The sequence below is a fragment of the Kiloniella sp. genome (genome assembly GCF_048259265.1).
Taxonomy (GTDB): Bacteria; Pseudomonadota; Alphaproteobacteria; order Kiloniellales; family Kiloniellaceae; genus Kiloniella.
Window position 1 is genome coordinate 68276 of the sequence record NZ_JBLXHT010000001.1, and the last position, 14611, is coordinate 82886.

At 47.6% G+C, this 14611-nt stretch carries 13 protein-coding genes; 5 read left to right on the top strand and 8 right to left on the bottom strand.

From position 1 onward, the window contains the following. Nucleotides 1–10: 10 nt before the first annotated feature. Nucleotides 11–1015, bottom strand: coding sequence for a KpsF/GutQ family sugar-phosphate isomerase (locus ACN0QW_RS00345; protein ID WP_417427750.1), 1005 nt, complete (start codon nucleotides 1013–1015; stop codon nucleotides 11–13). 209 nt (nucleotides 1016–1224) lie between these two features. Next, nucleotides 1225–1848, bottom strand: coding sequence for a ribonuclease D (locus ACN0QW_RS00350; RefSeq protein ID WP_417427752.1), 624 nt, complete (start codon nucleotides 1846–1848; stop codon nucleotides 1225–1227). A gap of 221 nt (nucleotides 1849–2069) precedes the next feature. Between ACN0QW_RS00350 and ACN0QW_RS00355 the strand changes: the two genes are divergently transcribed. The 3 genes from ACN0QW_RS00355 (at nucleotide 2070) to gltB (ending at nucleotide 9192) form a co-directional block, all read left to right on the top strand. Further along, nucleotides 2070–2984, top strand: coding sequence for a complex I NDUFA9 subunit family protein (locus ACN0QW_RS00355; RefSeq protein WP_417427754.1), 915 nt, complete (start codon nucleotides 2070–2072; stop codon nucleotides 2982–2984). A 227-nt stretch (nucleotides 2985–3211) separates the two neighbouring features. Continuing rightward, nucleotides 3212–4639, top strand: a complete 1428-nt coding sequence (locus ACN0QW_RS00360) for an NAD(P)-dependent oxidoreductase (RefSeq protein ID WP_417427756.1) — start codon at nucleotides 3212–3214, stop codon at nucleotides 4637–4639. Nucleotides 4640–4650: 11 nt separating this feature from the next. Continuing rightward, complete coding sequence (gene gltB, locus ACN0QW_RS00365) at nucleotides 4651–9192, top strand: glutamate synthase large subunit (RefSeq protein ID WP_417427758.1); 4542 nt, start codon at nucleotides 4651–4653, stop codon at nucleotides 9190–9192. 80 nt (nucleotides 9193–9272) lie between these two features. Here the strand turns inward: gltB and ACN0QW_RS00370 are convergent, their stop codons facing one another. Together ACN0QW_RS00370 and ACN0QW_RS00375 are read right to left on the bottom strand one after the other, a co-directional pair. Continuing rightward, a complete protein-coding gene (locus ACN0QW_RS00370) occupies nucleotides 9273–9605 on the bottom strand; it encodes a hypothetical protein (protein ID WP_417427760.1) in 333 nt (110 codons plus the stop codon). Nucleotides 9606–9669: 64 nt separating this feature from the next. Next, nucleotides 9670–10359 carry an ArsR/SmtB family transcription factor gene (locus ACN0QW_RS00375; protein WP_417427762.1) on the bottom strand — a complete coding sequence of 230 codons (690 nt, stop codon included), beginning with the start codon at nucleotides 10357–10359 and terminating at the stop codon, nucleotides 9670–9672. A gap of 214 nt (nucleotides 10360–10573) precedes the next feature. Here ACN0QW_RS00375 and ACN0QW_RS00380 point away from each other — a divergent pair, with 214 nt between their 5' ends. Further along, the gene (locus ACN0QW_RS00380) at nucleotides 10574–11245 is read left to right on the top strand and encodes a glutathione S-transferase family protein (RefSeq protein WP_299375114.1); all 672 of its coding nucleotides are present in this window, start codon (nucleotides 10574–10576) and stop codon (nucleotides 11243–11245) included. Between the two features lie 25 nt (nucleotides 11246–11270). Here ACN0QW_RS00380 and ACN0QW_RS00385 read toward each other — a convergent pair whose 3' ends face one another. Continuing rightward, a complete protein-coding gene (locus tag ACN0QW_RS00385; RefSeq protein ID WP_417427764.1) occupies nucleotides 11271–12050 on the bottom strand; it encodes a tetratricopeptide repeat protein in 780 nt (259 codons plus the stop codon). Nucleotides 12051–12152: 102 nt separating this feature from the next. On the opposite strand from ACN0QW_RS00385, the gene ACN0QW_RS00390 reads away from it, so the two are divergent. Next, nucleotides 12153–13040 (top strand): SDR family oxidoreductase, encoded by an 888-nt coding sequence (locus ACN0QW_RS00390; protein ID WP_417427766.1) that lies wholly within the window; start codon nucleotides 12153–12155, stop codon nucleotides 13038–13040. Here ACN0QW_RS00390 and ACN0QW_RS00395 read toward each other — a convergent pair. The 3 genes from ACN0QW_RS00395 to ACN0QW_RS00405 all read right to left on the bottom strand — a co-directional run bounded on the left by ACN0QW_RS00395 (nucleotide 13037) and on the right by ACN0QW_RS00405 (nucleotide 14602). Continuing rightward, complete coding sequence (locus tag ACN0QW_RS00395; protein ID WP_417427768.1) at nucleotides 13037–13348, bottom strand: cupin domain-containing protein; 312 nt, start codon at nucleotides 13346–13348, stop codon at nucleotides 13037–13039. The two genes, ACN0QW_RS00390 and ACN0QW_RS00395, sit on opposite strands and share 4 nt — an antisense overlap. 124 nt (nucleotides 13349–13472) lie before the next feature. Continuing rightward, complete coding sequence (locus ACN0QW_RS00400; RefSeq protein WP_417427770.1) at nucleotides 13473–13790, bottom strand: AzlD domain-containing protein; 318 nt, start codon at nucleotides 13788–13790, stop codon at nucleotides 13473–13475. Further along, entirely contained in the window at nucleotides 13790–14602 is an 813-nt protein-coding gene (locus tag ACN0QW_RS00405; protein WP_417427772.1) for an AzlC family ABC transporter permease, read from the bottom strand. The genes ACN0QW_RS00400 and ACN0QW_RS00405 overlap by 1 nt, the downstream gene beginning before the upstream one ends. Between the last annotated feature and the right edge of the window lie 9 nt (nucleotides 14603–14611).

Sequence of the window (14611 nt, forward strand, 5' to 3'; positions counted from 1 at the left end):
TTTCAAGGCCTCAGGCGATTCCTGCGCGGAGGCAGTCGTGGATATGGATAATACCAACCGGCATTTTGTCTTCGGTAACAAAGAGGCTGGTGATTGATCTCTCATTCATTTGCCCCAATGCCTCGGCAGCAAGGGCTGAAGAGCGAATGGTTTTGGGGGCGGGTGTCATGACGCTCTCTGCTGTCATTGACAGTAGGTCCGTATCCATATGGCGCCTTAGGTCACCATCCGTGATGATGCCAGCAAGTTTTCCATCGTTATTTGTTACGCCTATGCATCCAAAGGAACGCTGTGTCATGATCAGAATAGTTTCTGTCATGGACGTGCTTCCAGCACAAAGAGGGAGCTCTTCGCTATGCATAATGTCGGATACTTTTAGGAGTTGATTTCCAAGCGCGCCGCCAGGGTGAAAAACTTTAAAGTCATGTGGTTGGAAGTTTTTTTGTTCCATCAAGGCGATTGCGAGGGCGTCGCCCAGCGCAAGTGACATGGTCGTCGATGTTGTGGGGGCCAGACCGTGGGGACAGGCTTCTGGGAGTGAAGGTAGAATAAGGGCGACGTCCGCAGCTTCGGCCAAGGCAGAATTCTTCCGACTGGTCATAGCAATGAGAGGTATGCCGAAACGCCTTGTGTAGGTGATAAGATCGCTAAGCTCTGAAGTGTTCCCGGAATTTGACATTGCAAGGACGGCATCGTTGCGTGTGATCATGCCGAGATCACCATGGCTGGCCTCACCTGGGTGAACGCAATAAGCGGGTGTTCCTGTGGATGCTAGAGTGGCAGCGATCTTTTTGGCGATATGGCCGCTTTTTCCCATGCCGGATATAATGACGCGACCAGTAACGGTTGTCAGGATCTCTAGGGCCTCGACAAAGCTGCCGTTCAGTTCAGCGCTTAATTGTTGAATACCCCGAGCTTCGAGATCAAGAACTCGACGTGCTGTTTCGATTGCTTGTTTCGTGTTAGCTGGTGTTGTTGTCATATCCGGCTCAGAATTATGAACTGCGTTCGCCATTTTCTAGATTTTTACCCCATTTCCCGGATTCATGTCCCAGGTAAAGTATAAACTGGCACTAATGGTGCATGTCATATTCAATTGGTACACCTTATTTGCTGGGAAGTAAAACCGGCACTTTAAAAAAGTGCCGGAAAATTGATAGCAAAACTGACCGTAAAACGAACAGTGAAAATGTACTTTAAAAATGGCGCGAAGAAGGCGCGTATTTATGAGTGTGCAAAAATATCTGTTTCATCCCATCCGGCAATATCCAGCTTTGCTCTCCATGGTAAAAAGTCAAAGCAGGCCTTTGCCATTTCGCTACGACCTTCTCTGGCGAGCCTTTCATCCAGAATCTTTACCATCCTGTGGAGGTAGAGGACGTCAGATGCTGCGTAGCGGAGTTGATCTTCGCTAAGATCTGGGGAACCCCAGTCAGAGGATTGTTGTTGTTTTGAGATATCAACACTCAAAAGCTCTTTACACAGTTCTTTGAGGCCATGACGATCGGTGTAGGTTCTGATCAGTTTCGAGGCGATTTTCGTGCAGTATACAGGGTTACAGGTTACCCCGAGGTAGCGTTCGATTGCTGCGAGGTCAAACCGGGCAAAGTGGAAAATTTTAGTCACATCCTGATTTGTGAAAAGAGCCCGTAGGTTTGGTGCGTCAAAGTTACCGTCCTTGAATTGAACTAAATGGCACACGCCATCCCCTGCTGAGAGCTGGACGAGGCATAGGCGGTCTCTGGAGAGGTTGAGGCCCATAGTTTCCGAATCAACCGCCACGGACGAGCCGAAATCTATACCGTCTGGCAGGTCAGTTTGATGAAGGTGAATTTTTACGTCGCTCACAATGTGGCTCCTGATCTATCTGTGCCCTGTTGGTTGGGCTGGTGCCAAGGTGGTTCGTCTGGCAATAAAACGTATAGTCTAAGAATAAAACGTCGACTTTGTGTTAATCTCGGCATTCTCACTGCCAAGCTGTTTCTGTCAAGGATGATTGATGGTTTTTGCTGTTGGTGGGGGCTGTGCCGTCAAATTATTAATAATTAGTTCAATGAGGGGTGGAGAATATGAGCGCATCAAAGGTTGTGACTGTTTTTGGAGGTTCCGGTTTTGTCGGCCGACATGTGGTCTCTCGGTTGGCGAAGGCTGGCTGGCACGTACGTATTGCTGTTAGGGATCGTGTTCAATCATCCTTTTTAACCTGCTGTGGTGACGTGGGGAGTGTAACGCCTGTGTCTGTTAATGTGGCGGATAGTGCTTCCTTGGAGCGGGTGGTTGCCGGGTCTACGGCGGTTGTTAATTTGATTGGTATTCTGTTTGAAGGCGGGAGGCAGCGCTTCGATTATTTACACTGTAAATTGCCGGGGTTGATTGCGCAGACCGCGCAAGAGAAGGGTGTTTCGGCATTTGTTCAGATCTCGGCCATCGGGGCTGATATTTCGTCTCCTTCTGCCTATGGGCGCAGTAAAGGCGAGGGGGAGGCGGCGGTCTTTGATGCGTTTCCGATGGCGAGTATTTTGCGGCCTAGTATTGTATTTGGGCCAGAGGATGACTTTTTTAACCGCTTTTCTCGGATGGCTTCTGTGAGTCCCTTCTTGCCTCTGGTTGGTGGTGGAAGTGCAAAGTTTCAACCTGTTTATGTTGGTGATGTGGCTGAAGCTGTTTCTAGGTGTCTTGACCTGCCTGGTGAATGTGGTGGCAAAGTATATGAGCTCGGAGGCCCCAGGGTCTTGTCGTTCCGTGATTGTCTGGACCTTTTGCAAAAATGTTCTGGCTTCTCGCGGCCTTATATTTCCCTGCCGTTCTGGGTTGCATACCTACAGGCACTTTTGATGGAGCTTATGCCGCAACCACCTTTGACCCGTGACCAGCTAAAGATGCTTAAAAAAGATAATGTGGTTGCTTCGTCGTCCTTAAATTTTGGCGCTCTGAATATTAAGCCTGTTGATGTGGAGATTGTTTTGCCAACCTATTTGAGGTGAGATAATTCATTTAGTCCTAAATCGGAACTATATTTTGTTTGTTTTAAAAGATTAAATGCGATTTTGTTGTGTTTTCGATGATGAATTTGACAAATAGGTCAAATATAGTTACCTATATTGCGTATTGATCATTACAATGATTAGCGGGTGCGGCCCAAAGCCCAAAAAGCTGCCAGCAAGCTTCTGTAAATAAACAAGAAAATAGTTGCCCGATTAGGAGAGAGATAATGTCTGAAAAGATGCTGAAATTTGTTCAGCAAGGCAGAGAGATGCCTGAAAAGAGGTCTGCGAATCAGCGGAATGAAGATTTTCGCGAAATCTATGATTCTTTTTCAGAAGCTGCCGCGCAGATACAGGCTAGCCGTTGTTCCCAGTGTGGCGTGCCTTTTTGCCAGATACATTGCCCTGTCTCCAATAACATTCCTGATTGGTTAATGTTAACGGCCAATGGTCGTTTGGAAGAGGCGTACGAGGTCTCTCAAGCAACAAATAATTTCCCGGAAATTTGCGGGCGTATTTGCCCTCAGGACAGGTTGTGTGAGGGTTCCTGTGTTATCCAACAATCTGGGCATGAAACAGTAACAATTGGGGCTGTTGAAAAATATATAACCGATACAGCGTGGGATAATGGTTGGGTTCAGCCTGTTAAGCCTGTGCGCGAACGTGCAGAAACCGTTGGTGTTATCGGCGCTGGCCCTGGTGGATTGGCCGCGGCCGAGCAGCTAAGGCGTAAAGGATATCAGGTTCATGTTTATGATCGTTATGATCGTGCAGGTGGATTGCTTTCCTATGGCATCCCTGGGTTTAAGCTAGAAAAATACGTTGTTGATCGCCGGATAAAGTTATTGGAAGACGCCGGAATCGTATTCCATCTAGGTGTTGATATTGGTGGAACAACATCATTTGCAGAAATTCGAGAGCAGTATGACGCTCTTTTAATCGCGACAGGTGTTTATCAGGCCCGTGATCTCCGTTTGCCCGGGAGTGAGCTCGGTAATATTTTGCCTGCGCTGTATTACCTGACAGAAGCGAACCGCAATGATCTTGGCCTGAAGTCTGACCACATGAGTGATGGTTTGAATGCCAAGGGTAAAGATGTTGTTGTTATTGGGGGTGGCGACACCGCCATGGACTGTGTCCGGACAGCAGTTCGTCAGGGAGCTAAATCAGTTAAGTGTCTTTATCGGCGCGATAAGGAAAACATGCCCGGTTCTGAACGAGAAGTGACGAACGCGGAAGAAGAGGGCGTAGAGTTTGTATGGTTGTCATCACCAGATGCATTTGTTGGTGATGAAAACGTCCGTGAAGTTCTGGTGTCAAAAGTGCATTTGGGTATGCCTGATTCTTCTGGCCGTCAGGTGCCGCAGATTGTGCCTGATTCTCGCGAGGCAATTCCTGCGGATCTGGTTATCAAAGCGCTTGGTTTCTCGCCTGAAAATTTACCTCAACTGTTTAATGAGCAAGGGCTGGAAGTTAGCAGCTATGGTACTTTAAGGGTCGATAATACGACCATGATGACGGCCTTGGACGGCGTCTTTGCAGCGGGGGATATCGTTCGCGGTGCATCGTTGGTGGTTTGGGCGATTAAAGATGCCCGTGATGCCGCTGATCAAATACATACATATATCGAGCGCAGAAAAACTGCAGCCGCCTGAGGAGAGAGCACATGGAACATAAAAAGATAACTCCGGACCCAATTTCTCAATGGGAACAAAAGGCAGCGCATTATCAGAAACATGGTCTTTATAACCCGGAAGATGAGCATTCATCCTGTGGTGTCGGCTTGGTTGCCGCTATTGATGGAAAACCACGTCGTTCTGTTGTTGAGGCGGGTATCGAGGCCCTTAAAGCTGTGTGGCACCGTGGTGCTGTTGATGCTGATGGTAAGACAGGGGATGGATGTGGCATTCATGTTGAAATTCCTAAAAGTTTCTTCGAAGAACAGATCGAGCATCTGGGGCATAACTTAAAGAATGATGATCTTGCCATCGGCATGGTTTTTTTGCCACGGACAGATTTTGGATCACAAGAACGTTGTCGTGTCATTGTTGAGCGTGAGATCCTGAACTTCGGCTATTCGATTTATGGCTGGCGACAGGTTCCGGTTAATACGGCGATATGCGGTGAAAAAGCGAGCTTAAATCGTCCCGAAATCGAGCAGATCATGATCGCCAATAGCAAGGGTGTTGATGCTGAACGATTCGAAACAGATCTCTATATTATCCGGCGTCGGATCGAAGCTGCGGCTGAGCGAGATTCAATCAAAGACTTTTATATCTGTTCACTAAGCTGTCGCTCCATTATCTACAAAGGAATGGTTCTGGCTGAGAAGCTAGCTGATTTTTACCCCGATCTGTTAGACGAACGCTTTGTTTCGAGTTTTGCAATTTTCCATCAGCGTTTTTCAACGAATACTTTCCCGACATGGCATTTGGCTCAACCTTTCCGCGTAATTGCGCATAACGGTGAAATCAATACGCTGCGGGGGAATGTCAATTGGATGAAGTCACACGAGTGCCGTATCGATCACCCAAAATTTGGATCTCATGTTGAGGATTTGAAGCCCGTTATCTCTCCGGGGAGTTCTGATTCTGCGGCATTGGATGCTGTGTTTGAGTTGATGATCAGATCTGATCGTACTCTCCCGATGGCCAAGACGCTTTTGGTGCCGGAATCGTGGAGTAAAAATGACGCTGTGCCCCAGCATCACAAAGAGCTTTATGCCTATTGTAATGCGGTGATGGAGCCTTGGGATGGCCCGGCCGCGGTGTGTGGATTTTCAGGCCCGTGGGCCTTGGCTGGCACCGATCGCAATGGACTGCGTCCTATGCGGTATGCCATCACGCGTGACGGGCTGCTATTTGCCGGGTCAGAAACCGGTATGGTTCATATTGATGTTGAGCGTGTCATTGAAAAAGGGCGGTTAGGCCCAGGGCAAATGATTGCAGTTAACTTTGAAGAAGGCAAAATTTTCAAAGATAAAGAAATCAAAGACCGTCTGGCTGCACAACAGCCATATGGGGATTGGTTGAAAAATATTCTTGTGATCGACGACCTGGTTAAAAAGCACAAATATAGTAGAGAACCCCTTTCTAAGGATGAGTTGCGCCGCCGCCAGTTGGATTTTGGGCTGACCATAGAAGATATGGAACTGATCTTGCATCCAATGGTCGAAACGGCCAAAGAAGCTATGGGGTCAATGGGGGATGATACGCCCTTGGCAGTTCTGTCCGATAATGTTCGACCCATGCACCATTTCTTCCGCCAAAACTTTAGCCAGGTGACCAATCCGCCGATTGACAGTTTGCGTGAAAAACAGGTCATGTCCTTAATTACCCGTATTGGTAATCTGGGTAACGTGCTTGATGAAGAAGAAGGTCAGGTTACGATACTTCAGCTTGATTCGCCCGTTCTGACGAATTCTGAATTTGTTGCGCTTTCCAAACATATGGGCCGCACGGTGGGCGAGGTTGACTGTACTTTTGAAGCGAATGGCAAACCGGGGGCGCTCCGTCATGCTTTGCGCCGTGTTCGCCGGGAAGCTGAAGAACTGGTTCGCGAAGGTTTTGAGCACGTTGTGCTGACAGATGAGGCGCAGTCTGCTGACCGGGTTTCTATCCCGATGATCTTGGCGACAGGTGCTGTTCATACACATCTGGTTGAACATAAACTGCGGTCGTTCTGTTCTATCAATGTGCGTAGCGCCGAATGTCTGGATGTTCATTATTTCGCGGTTCTGATTGGTGTTGGAGCCACAACTGTGAACGCCTATCTAACGGAAGAAGCTATTGCAGATCGCCATCGTCGGGGGCTGTTTGGCGATTTGTCGTTTGATGACTGCATGGAGCGCTATACAAAAGCTGTGGATGATGGCTTGCTCAAGATCATGGGTAAGATGGGGATTTCGGTTATTTCTTCGTATCGTGGTGGCTATAACTTTGAAGCACTTGGCTTGTCGCGAACACTGGTGGATGAGTTTTTCCCGGGTATGCCAAGTCGAATTTCCGGAATTGGTATGACGGGTCTGGAAGAAAAGGCCCTGGAGCTTCACGAAAAGGCATGGGAATCTGATTCCACGGCTTTGCCAATTGGTGGTTTCTATCGCTATCGTGCTGGCGGTGAAGAACATGCGTGGGAAGGTCAGTTGATCCACACCATGCAGACAGCAGTCACTAAGGGGTCCTATTCACTCTTTAAGAAGTACACCAAGGGCTTGGAGAGCCGTCGACCAATTAATTTGAGAGATCTTCTGGATTTCAAGCGGGCGACAGATGGTGGTCTTGATGTTGAAGATACGGAATCAATTACATCGCTGCGAAAGCGCTTTATCACGCCAGCGATGTCGCTTGGGGCGCTGAGCCCGGAAGCACATGGAACGCTTAATATTGCCATGAACCGGATCGGTGCAAAGTCTGATTCTGGCGAAGGTGGTGAGGTACCTGAACGGTATGTGCCGCATCCTAACGGTGACAATGAAAATTCTGCCATTAAGCAGGTAGCATCCGGCCGCTTCGGTGTTACGGCAGAATATTTGAACAAATGCCGTGAGATCGAAATCAAAGTTGCGCAAGGGGCAAAACCGGGTGAAGGCGGCCAGCTTCCAGGATTTAAGGTGACAAAGCTGATTGCGCGTCTGCGTCATTCCACACCGGGGGTGACATTGATTTCACCGCCGCCGCATCACGATATCTATTCTATCGAAGATCTGGCGCAACTTATTTATGATCTGAAACAGATCAATCCAAAGGCCAAAGTTTGTGTGAAGCTTGTTGCACGTTCCGGTATCGGTACGGTTGCTGCGGGTGTGGCCAAGGCCAAGGCAGATATTATTCTAATTTCGGGGAATGTTGGTGGAACGGGGGCATCGCCGCAAACGTCAGTAAAGTTCGCCGGTGTGCCATGGGAAATCGGCTTGAGTGAAGTTCAGCAGGTTCTCACCCTTAATGGCTTGCGGAACAATGTGACGCTCCGGACAGATGGTGGTTTGAAAACCGGACGAGATATCGTTATCGCGGCTCTCTTGGGCGCAGAAGAATACGGCGTTGGGACCGCGTCGCTGATTGCCATGGGCTGTATTATGGTCCGCCAGTGCCATTCCAATACCTGCCCTGTGGGGGTTTGTACGCAGGATGATGATCTGCGGGCGAAATTTGATGGCACACCAGAAAAGGTTGTGAACCTCTTTAGCTTCATCGCAGAAGAAGTACGCGAAATTCTTGCCTCTCTCGGGTATAAAACACTGAATGAAATCATTGGTCGAACTGATCTGTTGAAACAGGTTAGTCGTGGCGCGCCACACCTTGATGATTTGGATCTTAATCCGTTACTTGCTTTGGCTGATAGCGGAACCTCAAAGCGATATTGTACGCTGGAAGAGCGTAACCCGGTTCCAGATACACTTGATGCGCAGATTATCAAAGATGCAAACCCCTTCTTCGAAGTCGGGGAAAAAATGCAGTTGCAGTACAACGTACGTAATACGCACCGCGCTGTTGGAACCCGATTGGCATCAAAAATTACAACGCGCTTTGGAATGAAAGAACTGCAGTCGGGGCATATTACGGTTCGGTTACGTGGTTCTGCCGGGCAGTCGTTAGGTGCTTTTGCCGTTCAAGGCATGAAGCTGGAAGTCTTTGGTGATGCTAATGATTACGTCGGTAAGGGGCTTTCCGGTGGCGAGATCGTCGTTCGGCCTTTGGCTTCGAGTAAGCTGGCGACCCAGCACAATACAATTATCGGGAATACAGTTCTCTACGGTGCTACGGCGGGTAAGCTGTTTGCTGCTGGTCAAGCTGGAGAACGTTTTGCAGTTAGAAATTCTGGAGCCCAAGTTGTGGTCGAAGGCTGTGGCTCAAACGGTTGTGAGTATATGACGGGTGGAACGGCTGTTATTCTTGGTGACGTGGGCATGAACTTTGCTGCTGGGATGTCAGGTGGTATGGCTTTTGTTTATGATCCTAGCCGTATCCTGCCGAGCCGTATCAATGACGAGAGTGTTATCTACCAACAGGTTGAAACCGAGTATTGGGAACAAGTATTGCTGGATCTGGTAAAAGAGCATCATACTGAAACTCAATCGACCTATACTGGGCGTCTTTTAAATGATTGGGCGCATATCAAGGGCGATTTTTGGCAGGTTGTTCCAAAAGAAATGCTTTCCCTGCTCGAGCATCCAGTTACTGGACCGGGGGAACTTAAAACCGCTTAAGTTTTATCGGGTATTGTACCTATCAAGGGGCTGTATTTCTACAGTCCCTTGTTTTTTTAGTGATTATAATATTGCTTATTCTAAGTGAAATAATTTTTCAGCAATGATACCAGCGTGTTTGGTAAGTCGGTTGCCCGGCAAGATTTCAAAACGTGAGAAGTATCAGCGTCATAAAAAGCCTGTATATCATCGAAATGAAGCTTCCCTTCTTTAAACTCTCTTGTTTGGAACTTGTTGTCTTCGGACATGGCGACGAAAGTAAGCTTTTGGATGGAATGATCTTTATTGATGAGAAGCCAATGGAAAAGATCTGATTTTTCTGTGGTTTCCGGAAGATCCAATCGCTTGATTTCAATAACTCTTATGTCATCATTTGAGAAGTGAATGAGAGTTTTAAAAGAAGGTCTGTTCAAGGAAATATTGTCCTCTATTCCTGATTTAAGTCTGGAGGCTTAGATATTGTTGATCAGGCTATGTCTAATCTGATAATGGTGGGAACTGTTCATAAAAAGCTGCTTCACCTTGATGCGAAAATTTAACAACCCTCACGTCCTCAAGGCGTTTTGCCCAGCCCTTTTCATAGATATGGTCCAGTAAGGCAGTGCCAAGTGATCCCGCGAGATGGCTTCTGCGGGCACTCCAGTCCAAGCAGGATTTACATAGAGGACGTTTGGCTTTCTGCAATGGATCAAGATCTATTCCCAGACCCTTGATAAAATCACGACCTGAATCTGTAATTTCAATCTTATCCTGACGCTCGAAAAGGAATCCTCTGCCAAGGAGGCTGTCGAACATATGAACGCCAAACTCTCCGGCAAGATGATTGTAACACACCCTTGCTTTCCTCATTTCGGGGGCCTTGGGGCCTGTCCGTGTCCGGATGTGTCCCTTTTTTGCAGCGAGACCCATCATGGTTTCAAGTAAGGTGGCAACGTCTTCGTCTGCAAGATTGAAATAACGATGACGTCCTTGTTTTCGTTGACGTATCAGGCCACCAGATTCAAGTTTTTTGAGGTGGGCGCTGGTTGTCTGTAGGGTGATGCCAGCTTCGTTTGCCAGCTCACTTGCCGTGAGCGCCCTTCCACTGATTAGGGCGGAGAGCATATTTGCGCGCGCAGGGTCCCCAATAAGGGAGCCAATAAGGGTGATATCTGGTCCTTCTTTCATGCTTCGACATTAAGCGAACTATGGTTTTTGGTAAAGTATGTTCCGTAAATTTATTTTCATATTGCGCGTCATTTTTTTGACAAAATTTAGGAGGATTTATAATTATTCATTTAAAAACAAAGCGTTTTGTTCGTTATTTATTTTGAGCCGAATCTTTCATTTAAACATGTTTTACGTGGTTTTCTCGTTCGCTCAGTAGGGTTATAGTCCAAAAATGAGAAAGCTTCATCACCTTCCACTCGATTCTGGTTGCCGCAAAATTCGCATGTTGTTGCGAGAGAAAAAGCTCGAATTCGAATTGCATGCTGAAAAAGTCTGGGAACGCCGCGAAGCGTTTCTAACACTTAATCCAGCGGGCGAAGTACCTGTGCTTGTTGAAGATGATGGAACGAGCATAACAGGCGGTGCGCAGGTCATTTCTGAGTATCTGGAAGAAGCTTATCCGGACCAGAGCCTTTTGGGAGACAATCCGTTATGCCGTGCCGAAGTTAGACGGTTGATTTCATGGTTTGATGACAAATTCCGGCGTGAAGTCACTGCAAACCTTGTCGAAGAGAAAATGTTAAAGCGTTTTCTTGGGCTGGGAGAGCCAAATTCTCAGGCCATACGGGCCGGACATGCGAATATTCATTATCATCTGGAATACATCAGTTGGCTAACGGACCGTAGAACATGGTTGGCCGGGGATGATTTTTCATTGGCGGATATCACTGCTGCATCCCATATTTCGTCCCTTGATTATATCGGGGATGTTCCGTGGAAAGAGCATCAGGGTGCCAAAGATTGGTATGCGCGTGTTAAGTCTCGCCCTTGTATGCGCGGTGTTCTGACCGATCTAATACCGGGTGTGCCGCCGCCTAAACACTACGCTGATCTAGATTTTTAGACTGATTTTTGGGCTGTCGGAATAGTTACTCGACAGTTACATCCAGCTTTTCAAGGTTTAGCTGGGCCGCGTCTGCAGCTGGTGTTCCTAAGGCAATGTTGACGATTCTCAGCCAATCTTCCCGAGCACCGTTATTATCACCTGCCAAGCGCTTTAATATTCCACGCTCAAGCAGGGCCTCTAGATTATCAGGCTCTAGGTCCAGTGCGAGGGTAATATCTTTTAAGGCTTCTGCGTCATTCCCTAGGAACCTTTTTGCTGTACCGCGCAAGGCAAGTATATCTGCTCTTTCAGGTTCTAAGCTGTGGGCAACCTCCAGATCAATTAAAGCTTCGTCAAATCGACCAAGTTCAGCCAGAATTTCGGCTCGATCGATGTAGTATTCTGTGCCGTCGGGGAAAAGGGTGATTGCTGTGCTTTGTACGGCAAAGGCACGGTCCAGATTGCCATGGTCATACCAAGCCCGTCCGGCTTGATGAAGCAGTTGCGAGCGAAGTTCTACATTATCTGTCTTCATATCGTTCGCCAGCTTTTCCAACCGCGTGGCGGCTGCATCGTATATTTTTAACGCATACAATGCTTGCGTTGCACAATGTTCGGCTGGGAACCCACCACCTTGTGATGCCCAGGAAAGGGCGGATTCAAACGCAGCGTCCGGGCGACGTTCAACCAATTTTATACAGGCGATATATTGTTCTTCGTGATTGATAGGTTCTTTACGCCCTGCAGCTTCACTCGAAAAGGTAAAGCCAATAGCAATGGGCAGCATAAAAAGAGACGCGAAGAGTTTGTTTTTTTGTGTCATAGGCGCATTTGGACCATAAATTTATTACTTTGCAAGCTTTGCTTTTCAGTTTGTAACGGGACCCTATATAAGAAATTAGGCAATTTCGAGATCGAGGAACGTATGTCGCATTATTCTAAACATTTGTTTTGTTTTGGCTTGGGTTTTTCTGCCCTCGTTTTTGCGAGAAGAATGAAGGCCCGCGGTTGGAAGGTGTCGGGCACAATTCGTCCTGATTCTGATAAAGATCTAGGTAAAAGAGACAGGTTAGAGGACGAGGGTATCATCGTTCATAATTTTGATCGTTCTCTGCCTTTGGTGAATGCACCATCTGTGTTGGCGGATGTGACCCATATTCTATCGTCCATTCCGCCAGGCAAGGAAGGGGACTGTGTCCTGCAGTTACATGCTGCGGAAATTGCTCAGTGCAAAAACCTCGAATGGGCTGGATACCTCTCGACGACAGGGGTCTATGGTGATCGCGATGGTGGTGTTGTTTTTGAAGATGATCCGTTGCATCCGTCAAGTCCACGAAGCGAGCAACGTGCTGAGGCTGAAAAGCAATGGCTGGCACTTGCCGAAGCACATGATATTCCGGTGCATATCTTCAGACTGGCGGGGATCTATGGTCCGGGACGCAGCCCGCTGGATTCACTCAGATCCGGCAGGGTAAAGCAGCGGATTGATAAACCGGGACACATTTTCAGTCGCATTCATGTCGAAGACATTGCAAACGTTCTCGAGGCATCTGTTAACCAGCCACGAACGGGACGTATTTACAATGTTTGCGATAACGCACCGGAAGAGCCATCTAAAGTTACGACCTATGCCTGTGAGTTACTTGGAATTTCCCCACCGCCTCTTGTCGCTTTTGATCAGGCAGAAATGAGCCCGATGGCACGTACCTTTTGGCTGGATAATAAGCGGGTGGATAATAGCCGAATTATAACCGAGCTTGGTGTGACGCTGGATTACCCCGACTACCAATCCGGGTTGAAAAGCCTGCTTTAGACCTCGGGTTGCATTTGTTCTTCTAGGCTACGTGTTCTGTCGGTAACGACATTTCCTGTATGTGCAGTAGCGACAGGTTCAACCAACATGATCCAGCATTCTTCTTTGGCAACGGGGTTGTGCATAACGCCTTTGGGAACAACGTGCATATCACCTTCGTTAAGCTCAATGGTTTTATCTTCATACTGCATGAGCAGGTTGCCCTTGATAATGTAGAATAGCTCGTCTTCGTTATCGTGTTTGTGCCAGACAAATTCATTTTTGATTTTGGCTATTTTTACGAACTGATCATTGACTTGGGCGAGCACTTTTGGCGACCAGTGATCTGGTTTAATGCGTTGGGCAAATTCACAACGTTTCTATCAGGCATTTTATATAAATTTCTCTTGTTTATTAGGGCTTGATTTCAAAAATATTGTTGAGTGGCTTTTGTCACAAAAGCCACTTAAAAAGACCGAAAGCGATCATACCAATTACAATGGTCGTCAGCAGATCTTTACGGATCAAACCGACGATCACGGCAACGCAGGCTGCGAGTAGGGACGCATTCTGTAGATTGAATTCGATGCTGTTACCATTTGGCATTAAAACAGCAGGGACAATGATAGCTGTCAAAACGGCTGGGGGAACAAAATCCAGTGCGATTTTGGCCCAGCCCGGAAAGGTAAAATGACCCGCAGAGGCAAGAAGGACATAACGAATGCTAAAGGTTACAACGGCCATGCCCGCGATCATGAGTGCTTCGGTCATTATTTTTTCTTCCTGCTTATGAGGTGATAAGACAGACCAACGGCCAATGCGCTGAGGGCTGAGACCATTAAACCAAGTTTGTGTGGCATATCGGCGGTCCCTAGGGACATGGCCCCTGCAACAAGAACACAGGCCAGCATAGGACGGGTGGTTAGGTACGGTAAAACCATACCTATAAAGGTTGCGGCCATGGCAAAGTCCAGACCCCAGTTGCCGATATCTGGAAAGAGTTCTCCGAGTGTAATGCCAATGATGGTACAGAGTATCCAGTTGCCATACATCGCGCTGAATGATCCAAGGTAGAACCACTGGACATATTTCTTACGCCATTCATCATCTGATTTACGGATTTTGTCGGCAATGGTGGCAAAGCTTTCGTCGGTTAGGCCAAAAGCAATCAACGCACGCCATGGGCCGGACAGGTGTTTGACATCATCAACAAGTGCTGCTGAATAAAGCAAGTGGCGCAGATTAACGATAAAGGTTGTTGCTATGATCATGAGCGGTCCGGTTCCGGCCGCAAGTAATCCCAAGGCGATGAATTGGGAAGAGCCTGCAAAAACAAAAATGGACATGGCGATTGCGCCAAGAGGTGACAGGCCGCTTTGTTCTGCAAGCGTGCCAAATATAATGCCAAATGGAATGGCGCCAACAATCATGGGAATGGTTGCACGAGAGCCCGCGAAGATTTCTCTGATAATTTCTTTTCGGGATAGCTTTTGATCGTGATCTGTTATGGCATGCCCTGCGCCGATGGACTTTGTGCTCATCGGTATTGTTGCGCAGTTATCTGGCGTGGGTACGTTACTCATTATTCTTAC